At 62.6% G+C, this 18,080-nt stretch carries 14 protein-coding genes; 6 read left to right on the top strand and 8 right to left on the bottom strand.

Features of this window, described 5'->3' with window-relative positions; genetic code table 11:
- The first annotated feature begins 100 nt into the window (after positions 1-100).
- A complete protein-coding gene (lpxO, locus tag C9990_RS16810; RefSeq protein ID WP_065905003.1) occupies positions 101-1,000 on the top strand; it encodes a lipid A hydroxylase LpxO in 900 nt (299 codons plus the stop codon).
- A gap of 19 nt (positions 1,001-1,019) precedes the next feature.
- Here the strand turns inward: lpxO and ligD are convergent, their stop codons facing one another.
- On the bottom strand, positions 1,020-3,524 hold the full coding sequence (gene ligD / locus C9990_RS16805) for a DNA ligase D (protein WP_106804011.1): 2,505 nt from the start codon (positions 3,522-3,524) through the stop codon (positions 1,020-1,022).
- Positions 3,525-3,548: 24 nt separating this feature from the next.
- Complete coding sequence (locus tag C9990_RS16800) at positions 3,549-4,388, bottom strand: Ku protein (protein WP_065905007.1); 840 nt, start codon at positions 4,386-4,388, stop codon at positions 3,549-3,551.
- 184 nt (positions 4,389-4,572) lie between these two features.
- Here C9990_RS16800 and C9990_RS16795 point away from each other — a divergent pair, with 184 nt between their 5' ends.
- Positions 4,573-4,887: a hypothetical protein gene (locus tag C9990_RS16795; RefSeq protein ID WP_065905009.1), complete on the top strand. Its 315-nt coding sequence runs from the start codon at positions 4,573-4,575 to the stop codon at positions 4,885-4,887.
- Between the two features lie 11 nt (positions 4,888-4,898).
- Complete coding sequence (locus C9990_RS16790; protein WP_106804010.1) at positions 4,899-6,056, top strand: PQQ-dependent sugar dehydrogenase; 1,158 nt, start codon at positions 4,899-4,901, stop codon at positions 6,054-6,056.
- A gap of 126 nt (positions 6,057-6,182) precedes the next feature.
- Here the strand turns inward: C9990_RS16790 and C9990_RS16780 are convergent, their stop codons facing one another.
- Together C9990_RS16780 and C9990_RS16775 are read right to left on the bottom strand one after the other, a co-directional pair.
- Positions 6,183-6,662, bottom strand: coding sequence for a nuclear transport factor 2 family protein (locus C9990_RS16780; protein WP_106804008.1), 480 nt, complete (start codon positions 6,660-6,662; stop codon positions 6,183-6,185).
- A gap of 48 nt (positions 6,663-6,710) precedes the next feature.
- Entirely contained in the window at positions 6,711-7,274 is a 564-nt protein-coding gene (locus C9990_RS16775; protein ID WP_106804007.1) for a TetR/AcrR family transcriptional regulator, read from the bottom strand.
- A 125-nt stretch (positions 7,275-7,399) separates the two neighbouring features.
- Here C9990_RS16775 and pssA point away from each other — a divergent pair, with 125 nt between their 5' ends.
- Together pssA and C9990_RS16765 are read left to right on the top strand one after the other, a co-directional pair.
- Complete coding sequence (gene pssA / locus C9990_RS16770; RefSeq protein ID WP_106804006.1) at positions 7,400-8,743, top strand: CDP-diacylglycerol--serine O-phosphatidyltransferase; 1,344 nt, start codon at positions 7,400-7,402, stop codon at positions 8,741-8,743.
- Between the two features lie 209 nt (positions 8,744-8,952).
- Positions 8,953-12,477, top strand: a complete 3,525-nt coding sequence (locus C9990_RS16765; RefSeq protein WP_157955086.1) for a hypothetical protein — start codon at positions 8,953-8,955, stop codon at positions 12,475-12,477.
- Positions 12,478-12,522: 45 nt separating this feature from the next.
- Here the strand turns inward: C9990_RS16765 and efeO (C9990_RS16760) are convergent, their stop codons facing one another.
- Genes efeO (C9990_RS16760) through efeU form a run of 4 tightly spaced genes read right to left on the bottom strand, consistent with a single transcriptional unit; the run spans position 12,523 to position 16,745 of the window.
- Entirely contained in the window at positions 12,523-13,341 is an 819-nt protein-coding gene (gene efeO / locus C9990_RS16760; protein ID WP_106804004.1) for an iron uptake system protein EfeO, read from the bottom strand.
- A 26-nt stretch (positions 13,342-13,367) separates the two neighbouring features.
- A complete protein-coding gene (gene efeB / locus C9990_RS16755) occupies positions 13,368-14,672 on the bottom strand; it encodes an iron uptake transporter deferrochelatase/peroxidase subunit (RefSeq protein WP_106804003.1) in 1,305 nt (434 codons plus the stop codon).
- Between the two features lie 14 nt (positions 14,673-14,686).
- Positions 14,687-15,889 (bottom strand): iron uptake system protein EfeO, encoded by a 1,203-nt coding sequence (gene efeO, locus C9990_RS16750; protein ID WP_065905023.1) that lies wholly within the window; start codon positions 15,887-15,889, stop codon positions 14,687-14,689.
- A 10-nt stretch (positions 15,890-15,899) separates the two neighbouring features.
- Positions 15,900-16,745, bottom strand: coding sequence for an iron uptake transporter permease EfeU (efeU, locus tag C9990_RS16745; RefSeq protein WP_106804002.1), 846 nt, complete (start codon positions 16,743-16,745; stop codon positions 15,900-15,902).
- A 168-nt stretch (positions 16,746-16,913) separates the two neighbouring features.
- On the opposite strand from efeU, the gene C9990_RS16740 reads away from it, so the two are divergent.
- Positions 16,914-17,930 (top strand): AraC family transcriptional regulator, encoded by a 1,017-nt coding sequence (locus C9990_RS16740; protein ID WP_106805675.1) that lies wholly within the window; start codon positions 16,914-16,916, stop codon positions 17,928-17,930.
- Positions 17,931-18,080: the final 150 nt, after the last annotated feature.

Raw genomic sequence — 18,080 nt, 5'->3', positions numbered from 1 at the left:
GCCGATTGTGTGAATTGTGATTTCAGGTGCTGCTATCCATCCTCGGCCGTTGTGGGCGCGCAGGAGCAGCCTGTTCTCTTCTGACTTGTGACGAAATCCCTTGAAACTCATCATTGTTGTTCTCTACGTTGCCTCCATCGCGTATGTACACCTGCGCGGTCGAGTGCGGCACAAGCTGGGCCGTCAGCTCAGCGATCACTCGACCTTCCTTGCACCGATCAACTGCTTTCTCTACCTCTTCTCCAAGCTGCCCAGCCGACCGTACCTGTCGCCGAGTGATTTTCCCGACCTGAGCCCGTTGCAGGAGCACTGGGAGGAAATCCGCCAGGAAGGCCAGAACCTGATGCGGGCCGGCGAAATCAAGCGTTCCGACCAATACAACGACGTCGGCTTCAACTCGTTTTTCAAGTCTGGCTGGAAGCGTTTCTACCTGAAGTGGTATGGCGACAGCCACCCGTCGGCGATGAAGCTGTGCCCGCGCACCACCGAACTGGTGCAGAGCATCGGCTCGATCAAGGCGGCCATGTTCGCCGAGCTGCCACCAGGCTCGAAACTGGTGCGTCACCGTGATCCGTATGCCGGGTCGTACCGCTACCACCTGGGCCTGGAGACGCCGAACGATCCTGGCTGCTACATCAATGTGGATGGCGAGAATTACTACTGGCGCGATGGCGAGCCGGTGATGTTTGACGAGACCTACATTCACTACGCCGAAAACACCACGCAGCAGAACCGCATCATCCTGTTCTGCGACATCGAGCGGCCAATGAAATACCGCTGGGCCGCCGCCTTCAATCGCTGGTTCAGCCGCAACGTGATGGCCGCCGCCGGCTCGCCCAACGACGATGGGGACAAGACCGGCGGGCTGAACCGTGCGTTTACGCGCCTGTACAAGATCCGCCTGCGCGGCAAGGAACTGAAAAAGCGCAACCGTACGCGCTACTACCTGGAAAAGTGGGCGATCTTCGCTGCACTGGCGTTGATCTTCGTGCTGATCTGACACCGGGCAAGGGCACGACTCACTCCGGTGGTGTCGCGCCCAGCTTGTCCCACATCTTGCGGGTGATCTTCTGCCGATTGGCATAGCCCGCCCACGGGTCACTCTTCAGGCTATTCAAGCGTTCCTGCAGGTTGGCCACCGTCCATTGCTGCGCACCGCGCAACCCCTTCAACTCATCGCGACTTACCGGTACCGATACCGGCAGGCCCGGGCGTGCCCGTACGGAATAGGCCGCCACCGTACTGGCGCCTCGCGCGTTGCGCAGGTAATCGATAAAGATTTTGCCGACACGATTCTTTGGCCCGGAGGTGGCGGTGAAACGCTCTGGCAGTTGTGCGGTCATGAACTGCGCGACAGCCTTGGCGAAGGCTTTCACCGTGTCCCAGCCATCGCGTCGCGCCAGCGGGACGATCAGGTGCAAGCCCTTGCCGCCGCTGGTCTTGACGTAGGCCTCCAGGCCCAGTTCGTCAAGCACCGACAGGGTCAGCTGCGCCGCTTCCAGCATGGTTTTCCACGGTAGTGCGGGGTCCGGGTCGAGGTCCAGCACAAACAGGTCCGGCGTCTCGATCTTGTCCGTGGTGGCGCCCCAGGTATGCAGCTCGATGGTGCCCATTTGCACGGCCCCGAGCAGCGCGCGAGGGCTGTCGATTTCCATCAGGCGGGCGTGGCCTGGGTCCAGTGACAGGTCCAGCTGCTTGATGTTGGGAATGGCCAGGCGCTCCGAGTGCTTCTGGAAGAACTGCTCGCAGTCGACGCCTTCGAGTGCCCTCAGCAATGAGACGGGCCGGTGGCGCAGGAAGGGCAGGACCCACTCGCTGATGCTCTGGTAAAACGCGGCCAGTTGCTGCTTTTGCGTGCCGCTTTGGGTGTCGATGATCCGCTCGGGGTGCGTAATGTTCACCCCGTCGCTGGTTTTTTTCGCACTGGAGGCCTTGGGGGCTTTCAGCGATTTCGCCGTGCGCGGCTGCTCATGGATGATCTGTGCGGCGGGCTTGTCGCTGCGCATCCCGACAAACGCGGCCTGGCGTACCACGCCTTCGCGGGTCCACTCGGCGAATTGCACCTCGCCGACCAATGTCGGCTCCACCCAGTGCACGCCACGCGCCTGAGCACTGGTCAGGGGTTTTGCCAATGGGGAGGCCTTGCGTTCCAGGGGCGTGAGCTGGGCGTAGATGGTTTTCAACGCAGCCTGGTCAAAGCCGGTGCCGACCCGCCCGGCATAGACCAGGCCGCTGTCATCATTGACGGCCAGCAGCAGGGCGCCAAAGCCGCTGCGTGAACCCTGGGGCCGGGTGTAGCCGATAATCACGAACTCCTGGCGCAGCCGGCACTTGAGCTTGATCCAGTCGGCATTGCGGCTGGAGCTATAAGGGCTGCCCGCACGTTTACCGATCACGCCCTCCAGAGCCAGGTCGCAGGCACTCTCGAAAATATCGCGCTGGTTGGCGGCGAACGCTTCGGAGAAACGCAGCAGTTTGCTGCGGCTGCCGGACAACGCAGTCTTGAGGGCGGCCCGGCGCTGCTCCACCGGCGCCTCGCGTTGGTCCGCGCCGTTGAGGAATGGCGCGTCGAACAGGTAGTAGACGATATCCAGGCTGCGGCCGACATCAAAGGCGTTCTGCAACGCCTGGAAGTCTGGCAGGCCGTCGCCATTCAGGCTTACCATTTCGCCGTCGAGCCAGCTGTCCTTGAGCTTGAGTGCTTGCAAGGCCTTGGCCTGGCGCGGCAGGCGCTCGGTCCAGTCGTGGCCGTTGCGTGTAAACAAGCGCACCTCGCCATCGCGGATGCGCGCCAGCATGCGGTAGCCATCGAACTTGATTTCATACAGCCAGTCGCCTTCGGGGGCGCGGTCGACCAATGTCGCCAGCTGCGGGGAAAATTGCTCGGGGAGGGCGGTTGCAGCCTTCTTCGGCTTGGCTTTGGCCTTGGCCTTGGGTTTTGCGGTTGGCTTCGGAGTGCCTAGGGATGCGTCGCTGAGGACGCTGTCAGGCTCGGCCGCAACGATGTCGTACTCGGCGGCAGGGCGTGCCTGCGGGTCTTTTTCCTTGATCAGCAGCCATTGTTCTTTGTCGCCGCTGCCTTTGAGGCGCGTACGCACCAGCGTCCAGTCGCCCGAGAGTTTTTCACCGACCAGGGTGAATTTGAGCTTGCCGGCAGCGTAGGCCTTGCGCGGCTCGTCATGCGGTTGCCACACGCCGCGATCCCATACGATGACATCGCCGGCCCCGTATTGGCCGGCGGGGATGCTGCCCTCGAAGCTGCCATAGCCGAGCGGGTGATCTTCAACGTGCACCGCCAGGCGTTTCTGGCTCGGGTCCAGGCTCGGGCCCTTGGGAACCGCCCAACTCAGCAGCACACCGTCCAGCTCCAGGCGAAAGTCATAGTGCAGGTTGCGCGCGGCATGTTTCTGGATCACGAAGCTCAGCGCCGAGGCCTTGCGTTTGCCGGTCGGCGTGCTGCCTGACGGTTCGGCGGTGATTTCAAAATCGCGCTTGCGGTTGTATTCGCTCAAAGGCTTTGCCATGGCGTGCTCCAGCGTATGGCAGGCTCAAGAAGCCTTTTTGGTGGATTTTTTCGCGGCCGGCTTTTTCGCCGCCGGTTTGCCGGCCAGGCTGCGCTTGAGCAATTCCGTCAGGTCGATCACGTCGGCAGACTTGCGCTCCTCGCTGCCTTCCTGGGATTCCACATCTTCGATCTTGCCGGCCTTGGCCTTCTTCGCCACCAGTGCCATGATTTTTTCCTGGAAGCTGTCGCGGTATTCCTCGGGCTGCCAGTCGGCGCTCATGTCTTCCACCAGGCGCTTGGCCATGTCCAGCTCGCCCTTGGCCAGGTTGGGCTTGGTCACGTCGCTGCCGAGTTCGAGTTCATCCAGGCTGCGCACTTCGGCGGGCCAACGCAGCATCACCAGGACCAGCGCCGACTCCAGGGGCATCAGCGCCGCCAGGTGCTGCTTGGTGTGCAGCACCACATTGGCCAGGGCGACCTTGCGGGTTTTCTTCAGGGTTTCGCGCAGCAGGGCGTAGACCTTGCCGCCGCGTTTGTCCGGGGCCAGGAAGTAGGGCGTATCGATGTTCTGCAGGGGGATCTGGTCACTGTCGACGAAGGCGATGATTTCGATGGTCTGGGTCGACTTGGGGTGGGCCGAGCGGATCTCGTCTTCACTGAGCACCACATAGCGGCCTTTCTCGAAGGCCACCCCTTTGACGATATTCTCCTTGGTGACTTCCTTGCCGGTGGTCTTGTTGATGCGCTTGTAGCCGACCGGGTCCATGCTGCGCTTGTCCAGCCAGTCGAAATCCACACCTTGGGAGGAGGTGGCCGAGACCAGTGACACCGGGATGTGTACCAAGCCGAAGCTGATGGCACCTTTCCAGATAGAGCGTGGCATACGTACGATTCCTTAAGCAGGGGCTGTGTTCTGGTGACTCGAAGGTCGCGGGAAAAGTTTCCCCCGCCAGATACGCGGACAGATCGTGTTACACCTGATGAGAAAGTATTTAGTGTCGAAAGCCGAACCCAAGGCGTAGCGTGTTATCGAAAGCACGTAACCCTCGCCCCAGAGAGGCTTTGTCATGAACAGCTGTGTGCGTCACCTCGCAGTGCTGGCGTTGGGCCTGGCACTGCTGCCGTTGGCCCAGGCGCAAAGCCTGCCGGGCTCAAGCGACTCCAATAACAGCCCGATTCACCGGGCCAACCCCAACAGCATGCAGGGCACCCAGCCCACTGCGCCGTTGACCCGGGGTATCCAGACCGGCCCGACCCAGCGCACCCCGACCCTGGAAAACGGTGGCATCGGCAATCGCTATCCCCAGCGCAACGCCGCGCCGAGCCGTCCGGCCACCGAAACCAAAGCCCCCACCTATGATGCCAACGGCAATCGCCGGTAAGGACTCTGCTTATGTTTGTACGTAAAACCCTGTTAGCCGCGCTGTGCGCAACCACTTTGCTGCCACTGACCGCCGTGTATGCGGCCGATGCCCAGCAGTTTCCCAGCGAACAAGGCAGCATCACCGCCACCCCTATCGCCAAGGGCCTCGACCATCCGTGGGCGGTGGCGTTTCTGCCGGATAAGCAAGGCTTCCTGGTTACCGAGCGGCCAGGCCACCTGCGCTTTGTCAGCCCGGACGGCAAGCTGTCGGCACCCTTGACGGGCGTGCCGCAGGTGTGGGCCAAGGGGCAGGGCGGCTTGCTCGATGTGGTGCTGTCGCCGGACTTCAAACAGGACCGACTGGTCTACCTTTCATACGCTGAAGGCGGCGGCAAGGACGGTAAAGCCGGCACCGCCGTCGGCCGTGGCCGCCTGGCGCCAGACCTCAGCGGCTTGACCGATTTCAAGGTGATCCTGCGCCAGGAGCCGAAGCTCTCCACCGGCAACCATTTCGGTTCGCGCCTGGCGTTTGACCGCGATGGCTACCTGTTCGTGACCCTGGGTGAAAACAACGATCGACCGACCGCCCAGGACCTCGACAAACTGCAGGGCAAGGTCGTGCGCATCTACCCGGACGGCCGCGTGCCGGACGACAACCCCTTTGTCGGCCAAGCCGGGGTACGCCCTGAAATCTGGTCCTACGGCCAGCGCAACCCTCAGGGCCTGGCGCTCAACCCGTGGAGCGGCACGATCTGGGAAAACGAGCACGGGCCGCGCGGCGGGGATGAAATCAATATCATCGAGCGCGGCAAGAACTACGGCTGGCCGCTGGCAACCCACGGCATCAATTACTCGCTGACACCGATCCCCGAGGCCCAGGGCAAGACCGTGGAAGGCACCGTGCCGCCGCATCACGTCTGGGAAAAATCACCGGGCATCAGCGGCATGGCGTTCTATGATGCCGATCGCTTCAAGCCATGGCAGCACAACGTGTTTATTGGCGCACTGGTCAGCCAGGAGTTGATCCGGCTGCAGTTCGACGGCGACAAGGTGGTCCACGAAGAGCGGTTGCTCGGCGACTTGAAGGCGCGGATTCGCGACGTGCGGCAGGGGCCGGATGGCTACCTGTATGTGCTCACGGATGAAGATAACGGCGTGTTGTATCAGGTGGGGCTGAACCAGGACTGACGGACACTGCATATACCAATGTGGGAGCGGGTTTGCTTGCGAAAGCGCTGCGTCAGTCGTTAAAGATGTTGGCTGAACCATCGCCTTCGCGAGCAAGCCCGCTCCCACAGGTGGGCAGCGTCGAGCCTACAACCCAAGCTCCGATAACCCCGGATGCTCATCCGGGCGCCGGCCCAGCGGCCAGTGGAACTTGCGCTCGCTTGCCTTGATCGGCAGGTCGTTGATGCAGGCAAAACGGTTGGCCATCAGGCCGTTTTCGTCGAACTCCCAGTTCTCGTTGCCGTAGGAGCGGAACCAGTTGCCCGAGTCGTCGTGCCATTCATAGGCATAGCGCACGGCGATGCGGTTATCAGTAAAAGCCCACAGTTCCTTGATCAGCCGATACTCCAGCTCCTTGGCCCATTTGCGCGTGAGAAAAGCCTGGGCTTCCTCGCGGTTGTGCACGAACTCGGCGCGGTTACGCCATTGGGTGTCCGGCGTGTAGGCCAGCGACACGCGTTGCGGGTCCCGGGAGTTCCAGCCGTCTTCAGCCAGGCGCACCTTCTCGATGGCCGAGGCATGGGTGAACGGTGGCAACGGTGGGCGTGATTCTGCGGCAGAAGACATGGGGGCAGCTCCTTGGACGGATTGATCGAAAGTGGCGGACCTGGGGGATTAAAGCCCGAGTAACGTTCGCGCCATGCAGCGCGCGTTATCGGCAGCCGTTGAATCGCCCATGACCAATGCCACGGTAATGGCGCCATCGATCAGGATCAGCAAGTGCGCGGCCTGCCGTACGGGGTCGGGGGTGCCATGTGCTTCACACAGTTCAAGTACGTACTCGAACAGTTTCTGTTTGTGCGCTTTGGCCAGCAGGCGGACCGGGTCTTGCGGGTCGCCGGTTTCGCCACTGGTATTGATAAAGGCGCAACCGCGAAAGTCCGCCGAGCCGAACCAGGTTTCAAGCGCGCTGAACACGGCCAGCAGGCGTTCGCCGCTGCCCTCGGTACGTTCCACTTCAGTGCGCAACCAGTGCATCCAGCGCTCATCGCGGCGGTGCAGGGCGGCAATGACAAGTTCATCTTTATTGGCGAAGTAACGGTAAATACTCTTGCGCGAGACCCCGGCGGTTTTCACCAGCAAGTCCATGCCCGTGGCGGCGATGCCATGGCGATAGATCAACTTCTCGGTGACGTCGAGGATAATGTCGCGGGTATCATTGCGCAGTGAGTCGTTCATGTGACGAACAGTAGAACGATCGTTCTTCTTGGTCAATTAAATTTTTTCCATCGGCGACGACGAGACCTGAGCACCCCCATGGTGTAAGCTCGGGGCCTCTTCGGATTCGACCCATTGCGAGCCTTATGCCGTCGTTCTTCAAACGCTCCCTGTTGCCCAAACTGCGCGGTTTTCCTCTCTCTCCCGACGCTATCGACGTGCTGTCCGGCGCGGATGCATTCCGCCGCTGCCTGCTGGAACAGATCCCCCAGGCCACCCGGCGTATCTACATCGTCGCGCTGTATTTGCAGCAGGACGAAGCGGGGCAGGAAATCTACGACGCCCTGCACGCCGCCAAGGCGGCGCGGCCGGAATTGGACATCGTGGTGGTGGTTGACTGGCTGCGCGCGCAGCGCGGGCTGATCGGCGCCGGCAAACAACCGGGCAACAGCGCCTGGTACCAGGCCATGACGCAAAGCCACAGCAGCGAAGTACCGGTGTACGGCGTGCCGGTGCAAACCCGCGAACTGTTCGGTGTGTTGCACCTCAAGGGCTTTGTGATCGACGACAGCGTGCTGTACAGCGGCGCCAGCCTCAACAACGTGTACCTGCACAAGTTCGACAAATACCGCTTCGACCGTTACCACCTGATCCACAGCCAACCGCTGGCCGACTCCATGCAACATCTGGTGGAGCATGGCTTGGTGGCGTCCAAGGCCGTGCATCGCCTGGACCTGCCGAACCCGCCGACGACGCGCAGCCTGCGCAACGACATCGGCGACCTGCGCAGCCGTCTCAAACACGCGGCCTACGACACCACGGCGGGGCAATTGCCCAATGGCCACCTGTCTGTCAGCCCGCTGTTGGGGGTGGGCAAGAACAACCCACTGAACCGGGTGATTCTCGAGCTGATCGCCAGCGCCCAGCATCAACTGACCATCTGCACGCCGTACTTCAACCTGCCTTTGCCGGTCACCCGGGAAATCAACCGTGCGTTGGCGCGCGGGGTCAAGGTCGACATTATCGTGGGCGACAAGACCGCCAACGATTTCTACATTCCGCCGAGCGAGCCATTCAAGGTGATCTCGGCCCTGCCTTACCTGTATGAAATCAGCCTGCGCCGTTTCGCCAAGCGCCATCAGCCGATGATCGACAGCGGCCAATTGAACCTGCACCTGTGGCGAGACGGCGATAACACCTACCACCTCAAGGGCATGTGGATCGACCAGCGCTACACCTTGCTCACCGGCAACAACCTCAACCCACGGGCCTTCCGTCTCGACCTGGAAAACGCCTTGCTGCTCGACGACCCGCAAGGCCAGTGGCTCGGCCCACGGCGGACCGAACTGGCGCAGATTTTCCAGCACACCACGCGGATCGAGCGTTATCAGGATCTGCAGACACTGGTGGATTACCCGGAAGCCGTGGGCAAGTTTTTGCGTCGCGTCAGCCGCGTGCGGATCGAGCGGTTGTTGTACCGAATCCTGTAGGTCCGCGCTGAAATCATCAGCAATGCACGGGTAAAGGGCATCGGATAGCGCTTACAGTCAGCTAGCGCGTAGCGTCCCTACAGTGGCTCTCACCGTTCACGGATGGGCGGACCTGGTCCTTATGGCCGTATCCGAGAGAGCCCTGTCCTATGCTGATGTCGCTGAGCAATCCTTTTCCCATTCCTCACGCTGCGCTGCCTCCGAGCGCAGTGACTGCTGCACCTGAGCCCGCCTGGGCTCAACCCTCCGGCCCCCGCCGGCGGCGCACCGCTGTCGCGCAGTCGCCCATACCCGATGACAAGTGGACGCGATTACCCGCTCTGGATCGCGACCGGGGCGCCGCTGCCGACGCCCAGTTGGCGGAGCGCATCGCTGCCGCTGAAATCAGCGGCCACACCTTGGTCGAGGTGCCGCCGGACAGCCGCCCGGGCCCTGCGCTGCGCGTGTACCAGCAGTTGCTCAACCGCCCACTGTTGCAGCAGTGGATGGTCGAGCAGCGCCTTGAACCGGCAACCCTGACGTTCCACCGTGACCATGTCGAGGGCTATGCCGACCATGAGGGCGTGCGCAGCGCAGTCCGCTTCAGCCTGACCGACAACTCCGGTTGGAACGAGGTTTCGCGCACCTTGCGGCCGCTTCGCGAACTGCTCGACCCTACCGACCAGGGGCTGCCTTTTATCGGGCAAGACGACGCGCTATGGCTGCCGCACCCATTGGTCAGCCACATCAACACCAGTGCCCTTGAGCAGACATGGCAGGTGATCGGAGAACTGGAGGAGCGCGATGACCTGGCCGATCGCCTTGAGGCCGAGCTTGAGCATCTGCCGCGGGCAGCGCGCACGGACTGGTCGAGCCATGCCAGCGACGTCGCACCGGCCTCGACCTTGCCGCGGAACAGCGAGGCTGCCATGCAGCGCTTGCAGCAGTTTGTCGCGCGTGCAGACATGACCCGCCTGCTTGAGCGCGAAGGTGTCGCTTGGCCGGACGCGCTGTTTCGAGTGTCTGAAGGCCGTCTGGAATGCCTGAGCCCGGTCGGCGGCTGGTTGGACTTGACCCACCACATCGACGCAGAGCGCGCATTGGGCGAGGAACTCAAGGCGCTGACCGCACTCAGCGTGCCGTTGGGCAATAGCGTGTATTCGACGCCCCGTCAGGATATTCGCCAACTGCTGGATATGAAGGGGCTGGGCTCGCCGCGCAACGTGGAAGAAACCCGCAATGTGATTGCCTGGCTACGCACTTCTTTGCCGACGCCGCCACCCCTGGGGGACTACGGCGCCTTGCTCACGCAGCCATGGACGCCCGGCGCCCTGACCGAGCAGGACCGGCAAAATGTGAGTGCGATGGCCCGTACCCGCCTGGGCGGCACGCAGTTTCGTGCACTGTCGAATGTCACGCTGCAAGCGCTGCAGGCGGATCCGCAGGGCCACCTGGACAGGCTGCTCGACAGCCCGGACGCCTTGGCATTCGCCGAACAGCTGGCCAGCGCGCTGCAGTGGCCGGTCGGCCCAGGCGGTGCCGTGGCGTTGCCCAAGGTGTTGCGCCAACAGTTGGTGATTGCCGCGATCAAGCTGCAGGTCGATCCCGCGATGTCCGGCAAGCCTGGCGAGGTCGGCGGTTATTCGATCTACCAGCCCTCGAACATGGGCCGCAGTTTCAGCGCCGTGCGCCGTGATATCGAGCTTCATCTGCAGCACAAAGGTCTGGACCCCAAGCTGGCGGTCGTGGCGACCCAGCTCTGCCTGGCCCAGGCAGCGCCGGAAATGCTGGTGCACGATGTGCCGGAATCGGTGCACCTCGGCACCCCGGCCTGGATGGAATTGCGCCTGGGCTGCGCACTGGCGGATCACCACGCGCCGGGGACGTCGAGAAGGATGAACGAGCAACAGGTCAGTGCCCTGACCACGCTGGCGCCCACCAGCGACGAGCAGGCCACGCTGATGCAACTCAATGCGCTGAAGATCCTCGCGGACTGGGGGGTGTTGAACGGCAGCGTCAGGCAGCGCAGTGACGGTGAATACTCGCAGGCGGATATCGAGGACGCCGCGCGGGCATTTTTCCAACAGCGGGAAGAGGCCGCCGGCGCCTTCACGCGTGCGAGCGCGCCGCTGCCGACGCGCAGGGCCCTGGCCGTCAAGGAGCTGCTGCGTGTGTTTCCTGGCACCACCCCGGCCGAGCTGGAAAACCTCAGTGTGCAACTGGCCAGCGCCGAGGACCGGCGCAACCTGCCGATCTCGGAGCCGCGCACCCGCTCGTTGGTCGAAACCTACATGACGGGCGACCTCACGCCGGGCAAATGGGTGCTCGGCGAAGACATGCCCGCATCGCCGCCTGCGACCAGGACACCTTACCAGCCCGCCAGCACACCGCAGATTCCCGAAGCGGCGCGCACCCGGCTCGACACGCTTATTCGCCGCCTGCCTGAACTCGACGGGGTGCTGAAGACTACAGTCGGCCAGCATCAGGATCAGCTTCAGCAGGCCTATGCCATCAAGCTCAAGCTGATGCTGGCCGAATTGCCGCTGGATGATCGCCGGTTGCTGGAACTGGGCAAGGTCGAGCTGTTCACCTTGCGTGCCGAAACCGGTGTGACCGAACACAGCGAAACCGCAGCGCTGAGACTCGCGCGCAGGGCGCGACAAGGCACCTTGATGCGTGTGGAGCATGGACCCGAGGTGGTGTATTTCGAGCTGTTCGCCCAGGGCAAGATCATCAAGCGCACGGATTTGCCCAAGACCATCGAGCTGGATGGCGTCATTCGTCGTGAGCGCTATCCATCACCGCGTGGCTTTGTGTATTTGCCGGTGGTACGCGGTACACGGATGCCTCTCGATCTCGAGGCCTATGCCGGCGGCGCTCCGACGGGACCCAATGTGAAGCCCTCGACGGTCATCGTGGAGGGGTTGGGACCTCAGTTTCCTGTGCGCGAATTGCCCGCCAACCATACGGCGCAATCCTACGTGCCGGACACTTATGCCTCACGAAAGACGCAAAGCATTGCCGACAGGATTGCCCAGGACAATTTTTACCAATCCACCGAGTCGATGTTGCAACGCGCGAGCGAACCGCTGCCACTGGAGCGACGCCGCGAAGAGCGGGCCCGCGAGCATGCATTTCTGTTGGGGTTCGTACCCTTCGTGGGCGCGTATCAGGAGTTCAAGCAAGGCAATATCGGTGCCGGCCTGGCTAACCTGGCGCTGGATGTTGCTGGCGTGGCCATTGGTGCGGGTGGGCAAGCGCGTGGGCTGATCCGCTCGGCCAAGGCCCTGGTGCCGAGTCGGCTGGCCACGCGGTTCAAGCCTGCCGCTGTAACGTTGGCGCCGTTAAAGTCTGCAGCAAGCTTCAGCGATCGTGCGTTCGACTTCGTCCGGCAGTCCGCTTTGTTCAGCAGTGCGGCGCTGAATCCGTTGGATGGTTACCCGCAGTTGATCAATGCCGCGATCAAGGGGGTGGTGAAGTTGCCGGTATTGCTGGCCGGGGGCGCGTTGAAGTGGGGCAAGGTGATGCCGCATATGGTCACGGCCGAGGAGAAGCTGCGCGCCTATTTACTCATCGCTGCCGGGCAGGCGAGCAGTACTGAGGCATCTGGCGGCATGCCGACAGCGGGAAGGGCTGGGCGCTATGAAGCGGTGGACGTGCACGCGGCACCCTACAATGGTCGCTGGTATGCGATTGACCCGCGCAGTGGCAAACCTTTCGGCACACCACTGAACGGGTTCCAGCCGGCCCGTTGAGCCGCCGACCTCCCGCGCCCGGCGCGGGAGGTCAGGTGCGCCTGATCAGTTCAGGCCCAGCTTGCCGCGCAGGGTCGACAGGTCTTCGGCCAGGGTGTTGACCGGGCCAACCAGCGCCTTGCGATCGTTTTCCTTGACCTTGTCGTAGGTTTCAAAGCCGCCGTCCTTGGTCTTGTACTTGGCCAGGATCTTGTCCACGGTGGCGAAGTTCTTGTCGACCTTGGCCAGGAACGCCTTGTCCTGCTTCTCGATCTGGCCACGGAACAGGTCGACGATTTTCTTCGCGCCGTCGATGTTGCCCTGGAAGTCGTAAAGGTCGGTGTGGCTGTAGCGGTCTTCTTCGCCGGAGATCTTGGTAGCGGCGACTTCTTCCAGCAGCGCTGCGGCGCCGCCGACGACTTTTTCCGGTGGGAAGGTCAGGCCATCGACGCGGGTCTTGAGATCATTGACGTCGGTGTTGAGCTTGGCGGTCAGCGTCTCCAGGCCCTTGGTGGTGTTCTGCGAGAACAGCACGTACTCGATGCGGTGGAAACCGGTGAAGTCTTCGGCCGTCACGCCTTTCTCGTGGTCGTCGACACGGGAGTCGATCGAGGCATCCAGGTCACTGAACAGCTCGGCGATCGGCTCGATGGACTCGTAGTGCACACGGGTCGGTGCATAGAGCTTCTTGGCGGTGGCCAGGTCGCCCTTGTTGATGGCGTCGGTGAACGCCTGGGTCTGGGTCACCAACTCGCCGATTTCTTCGGTGACGTAGATCTTGTAGTCCGAAACCGGGCCTACCAGGTCCAACGGCGCCGTGGCGGCGAAGGCTGCCAGCGGCGAGAGGGTCATAAACAACGACAACGCGAGGGTCGACTTCTTCATGGGACGGTTTCCGCTCTGGGTTTGTTTTAGGTGTTGGCAGTGGTTTGAGGATGCGTTGCAGCGAGCAGCGTGCGCCCAATGAAATCCTTGGGCCCGGTGACGCCTGGCAAGGTGAAGAAATACCCGCCGCCGACCGGCTTGAGGTACTCCTCCAGGGGCTCGCCGTTGAGCCGGGTTTGCACACTGATAAAACCTTTCTCCAGGTCAGCCTGGTAGCAGATGAACAGCAGCCCCATGTCCAGCTGACCGTTTTTATTGACGCCGTTGGAGTAGTTGAACGGCCGACGCAGGATCAGGTTGGCCTGAGTCTGCGGGGTGCGCGGGTTGGCCAGGCGGATGTGGGCATCGAGCTTGGTCAACTTGCCTTCGGGGTCCTTGCTGTAGTCCGGCACCTGGGTTTCCTGATGGCCGTCCATGGGCGCGCCCGTGGTCTTGACGCGGCCGATGATGCTTTCCTGCTCCTGCAGCGGCGTGCGGTCCCAGCGTTCGACGAAATTGCGGATGATGCGCACGGCCTGGTAGCTGCCGTTCACCGCCCAGGCGGGTTCGTCGCTGCCGGGCTGCACCCAGACGATCTGGTTCATCGCCGTGTCGTCGTTGGAGTTCGGGTTGGCCGAGCCGTCACGGAAACCGAGGAAATTGCGCGCGCTCTGCGCCGGCTCTCCGGGTTTGCTCGGTGCCTGGGGCGGCACGCTGCCTTCTTGCTTCCAGCGCACCAGCAGCAGGTCGGGCAGGTTCTTCACGATGTCGCGCAGGGCGTGGATATTGGTGTCCGGGGTGTTCGAGCTGAACTGCAGGCTCAGGTCGCCATGGCACTGCGCCGGTTCCAGCGCATCGTTGGGGAAACCGACCATGCGGCTCAGGCGCTTGGGTTTGGCGGCGGTGAGGCCAAAGCGCTCATCGAACAGCGATTCGCCAACGGACACGGTGATGGTCAGGTTGTCCGGGGTGACCACCGGGCCGAGAATCCCGGAATCGGTGGGCGGCAACTTCGGATCGACTTGCGGCACAGTGCCGCCGGTCATCAGGAAGCTGATGCGCTCGTTCAAGGTGCGGAACAGGCGCTCCAGGTCCTCGCGGTCGCTGGCCAATACATCGAATGCCACCAGCATCCCGCAGGCCGGGCGCGGGGTGACGATGCCGCTCTGGTGCTTGCCGAAATAATCGTGGTGGTCCTGGGTCTTGTCACTGCGCGGTGCGGTGGTGACTTGCTCGGCGGCGGCCGCCATGGCCGGGCAGGTCAGGGTACTGCCGGCAATCGCGGCGCCGGTCGCGGCCATGCCCAGCAGGACACGGCGGCGCTGTGCGGAAAATTGTTCTGAATCACTCATGGGTACGGTCGTCTTCACTGCAGGCCGGAGAGGCCAAGGGCTGGGTCAATTCCATCGAGTGCAGCGGCCAGAGCCTTGGCCTTGTCGGCGATCTGCTTGCGCTGATCGGCGGTGACGCTGTCATACGTCGCGTAGCTTTTGTCGACCTTGAAGCCTTGCAACTCGGCATCGAGGGCGGCGAGGGCGCTGTCGACTTTCGGCAGCAGGTCAGCGGCGGATTTGGTCAATAGCGGACGCATCAGCTCGACCACTTTGTGCGCGGCTTCGAGGTTGGCGGCAAAGCCATTCAAGTCGATATGGCTGTAGCGCTCTTCCTCACCGCTGAGGGCGCGCACGTCGGCGAGGCTGTTGAGGTTGCGCACCACGATGCCCACCAGTTGCTCCGGCGGCAGCGACTGGGCCAGCAACTGCTGCTTGAGGGTGGTGACGTCGGTCAGCAGGCGCTGCGCAACCGGGGCCAGGCCCTCGACGGTGCGTTGCTGGAACAGGCTGTATTCGAGGCGGTGGAAGCCGCTGAAGGCCGGGTCCTGTTCACGCTTTTCGAAGTAATCGGCACGCGCGTTGATGGCGTTGTCTAACTCGGCCAGGCGCTGTGAAGCCGGCGCCAACCGTTGATAAGCCTCGCGGGCCGGCACATACAGGGCCTGCGCCTGGGCCAGGTCACCGGCGTCGATTGCCTGCTGCAGCGCGGTCACCGCCTTGACCAGCGCGCTGCCCTGGCTGCTCAGGTACACGCGAAACTCCGACAGCGGGCCGATAAACGCCACCATCGACGGCTTGGCCTTGGCCTGGGCATCGGACTCCGCCGTTGGCGTCACATGCAAGGTGCCGCGCGGGTTGCTCAGCAAGCCGCAGGTAATCGCGTAATCGCCGGGCAACAGGTTGGCGTTGATCACCTGGCTCAGGCCCGGCGCAATGTTTTCGCGCTCTTCGACCACCAGCACGCCGTCGAGGATTTCCCATTCCACCGCCCGGTCCGAGCGGTTGATGATGCGAAAGCTCGCACGGCCAGCCGGTACGGTCAGCTCGTTGGGCTCGCAGGCGTGGCCATGAATGGTCACGGCGATTTCATTGTGGTTGGCCTGGCGCTTGCTGGCAGCCAGCTGCGAGGCGTAATAGAACAGGCCGCCGGCGGCGATCATCACGACCACCGAGCCCGCCACGGCCCAGCGCAAGGCGCGGGGTGGCGAAGCCGGTTGAGGAGTTGGGTTGGACAAGAGACGGTCCTTAATGGCTGGAAACGGAAGAGGAGGTGGCGGCAGGCTTGGCCGGTGCCGCAGGCAGGAAGAACATCACCAGGGCCACCACCAGGTAAATCAGGTAGGCGCCCAGCGTGCTGATAGTCGGTGCTTCCTGATAGCCGAACATCCCGGCCAGCACCGAGCCCAGCGGGCTGTCCATCGGCAGCACGGCGCTGAAATCGAACAAGACGGTCTGCCAGTGGTTCCACACACCGGCTTCGTGCAGGGCCTGCACCGAGTTGGCCAGAATGCCGGCAGCCACCACCAGGATGAACAGGCCGGTCCAGCGGAAGAACGCGCCGAGGTTCAGGCGCATGCTGCCGGAGTAGATCAGGAAGCCGACGACAATCGCCAGGATCAGGCCGAGCAGGGCGCCAATCGGAGCGCCCGGGCCCTCGCTCTGCTGGAACACCGCCAGCAGGAAAAACACGGTTTCCAGGCCTTCACGGGCCACGGCAAAAAACACCATCAGGATCAGCGCCGTGACCTGGTGCTTGGAGCCGGCCAGCGCGTGATCGAGAGATTCATGCAGGGCGTGCTTGATCGAGCGCGCGACCTTGCGCATCCAGAACACCATGGAGCTGAGGATGCCCACGGCGACCAGGCCGACGATGCCTTCGAACAATTCCTGCTGTTTTTGCGGGAATTCGGCGCTGACCAGTTCCAGGCCACCACCCACCAGCAACGCGAGCGCGGCGGCGAGGAAGACGCCGATCCAGACGGCGGGCATCCACTGGCCGCGGCCGGTCTGCTGCAGGTAACTGGCGATGATGCCGACGATCAGCGCGGCTTCAATGCCTTCGCGCAGCATGATGAGAAAAGGAACAAGCATTCGGCACCGCATCATAACTAGATAGGATGCTAAGTTGTAACATAATGATACTCATTACTAAACAAGGAATATTGACGTTTGCTGAACAGCGGCTGAACGGTGGTGGCGAAGCGCAACCGCCCTTATGATGCAGGCCATCTTGTGCGCGATCGGATTGCCCAACCTCCCATGTCGGAAAAAGACACCATTTCCATCCACCTCGTGCGCGAAGCCTTGTTGCAGAGCTGCGCGCCGGGTGCGGCCAGCGTTGAAGTGCTGAACAAAGTCGGCATCGACCCGGCACTGCTTGACCAGCCCGCTGCACGGGTGTCGGCCACCACCTACGCACGTTTGTGGCGCCTGCTGGCGCGGCGCCTGGACGATGAGTTCTTCGGCATGGACCCACGCAAGCTCAAATCCGGCAGCCTGGCGTTCCTGTGTCGCGCAGCCATGGCGCAAACGAGCCTGGACGCCAGCCTGGAAACCGGCCTGGGGTTTTTATCCTTGATGTTCGAGCAACTGCCCGCCCAGTTGGTGCGCCAGCAAAGCCTGGCCGAGATCGTGCTGTTGGAGCCTGAGGTCGAGCCCAAGCGGGCGTTTACCTACTTCACCTACTGGATGATCGTCCACGGCGTGGCCTGCTGGCTGGCGGGGCGACGGATACCGATCCTGGCGATTGAACTGCGCTGCCCCCGGCCGGATTTCTGCGATGACTACCAGGTGATGTTTTCCGACAACCTACGGTTTGATCGGCCACGTACCCGCATGATCTTTTCCGCCGACTGCCTCGACCTGCCAATCAAGCGCAGCGCAGAGGAACTCAAACGCTTCCTGGCCCATGCGCCGGCCAACATCCTGGTCAAATACCGCGACCCCGACAGCCTGGCCAACCGCATCAAGCACGACCTGCGCCGAATGCCCCCCGACACCTGGCCGGAAACCGAGGGCCTCGCTACCAGCCTGTGTATCTCTGCATCAACCCTGCGCCGGCGCCTGGCGGAAGAGGGGCAGACCTACCAAGGCCTCAAGGACAGCGTGCGCAAAGAGCTGGCGATTGTCTGGCTGGCGGAACCGCAGATCAGCTTCGCGCAGATTGCCGAGCGGCTGGGGTTTGCCGATACCAGTTCGTTTTATAAGGCGTTTCGTAAATGGAGCGGATCGAATCCGGGGCATTATCGGAGTTTGATTTTGAATGAGGCTACGTAAGGCATCAGCTTTGCGCTGACGCTTGGAAGGGTGGAGTTCGTGCGCCACGTTTCAACAGTCAGCCCAGCACGATTCAAGCGTTCAACATTCCAGGACCCTCCAAACAAAAAAAGCCCCGTGACCGAATGGACCACGGGGCTAAAAATTGGC

Origin of the sequence: Pseudomonas sp. S5D5, assembly GCF_003013355.1 — a bacterium.
GTDB classification, from domain to species: Bacteria; Pseudomonadota; Gammaproteobacteria; order Pseudomonadales; family Pseudomonadaceae; genus Aquipseudomonas; species Aquipseudomonas aylmerensis.
Note: the sequence above shows the minus strand (reverse complement) of the source record. Positions and strands in the feature narration are given on the sequence as shown.

What these genes read in the sequence shown, in the direction of transcription:
- C9990_RS16775 (WP_106804007.1), bottom strand. Translation starts at nt 7,274, where the DNA reads ATGAACGACTCACTGCGCAATGATACCCGCGACATTATCCTCGACGTC.
- C9990_RS16790 (WP_106804010.1), top strand. Translation starts at nt 4,899, where the DNA reads ATGTTTGTACGTAAAACCCTGTTAGCCGCGCTGTGCGCAACCACTTTG.
- C9990_RS16800 (WP_065905007.1), bottom strand. Translation starts at nt 4,388, where the DNA reads ATGCCACGCTCTATCTGGAAAGGTGCCATCAGCTTCGGCTTGGTACAC.
- C9990_RS16740 (WP_106805675.1), top strand. Translation starts at nt 16,914, where the DNA reads ATGTCGGAAAAAGACACCATTTCCATCCACCTCGTGCGCGAAGCCTTG.
- C9990_RS16780 (WP_106804008.1), bottom strand. Translation starts at nt 6,662, where the DNA reads ATGTCTTCTGCCGCAGAATCACGCCCACCGTTGCCACCGTTCACCCAT.
- efeU (WP_106804002.1), bottom strand. Translation starts at nt 16,745, where the DNA reads ATGCTTGTTCCTTTTCTCATCATGCTGCGCGAAGGCATTGAAGCCGCG.
- C9990_RS16795 (WP_065905009.1), top strand. Translation starts at nt 4,573, where the DNA reads ATGAACAGCTGTGTGCGTCACCTCGCAGTGCTGGCGTTGGGCCTGGCA.
- efeO (WP_106804004.1), bottom strand. Translation starts at nt 13,341, where the DNA reads ATGAAGAAGTCGACCCTCGCGTTGTCGTTGTTTATGACCCTCTCGCCG.
- ligD (WP_106804011.1), bottom strand. Translation starts at nt 3,524, where the DNA reads ATGGCAAAGCCTTTGAGCGAATACAACCGCAAGCGCGATTTTGAAATC.
- efeB (WP_106804003.1), bottom strand. Translation starts at nt 14,672, where the DNA reads ATGAGTGATTCAGAACAATTTTCCGCACAGCGCCGCCGTGTCCTGCTG.
- pssA (WP_106804006.1), top strand. Translation starts at nt 7,400, where the DNA reads ATGCCGTCGTTCTTCAAACGCTCCCTGTTGCCCAAACTGCGCGGTTTT.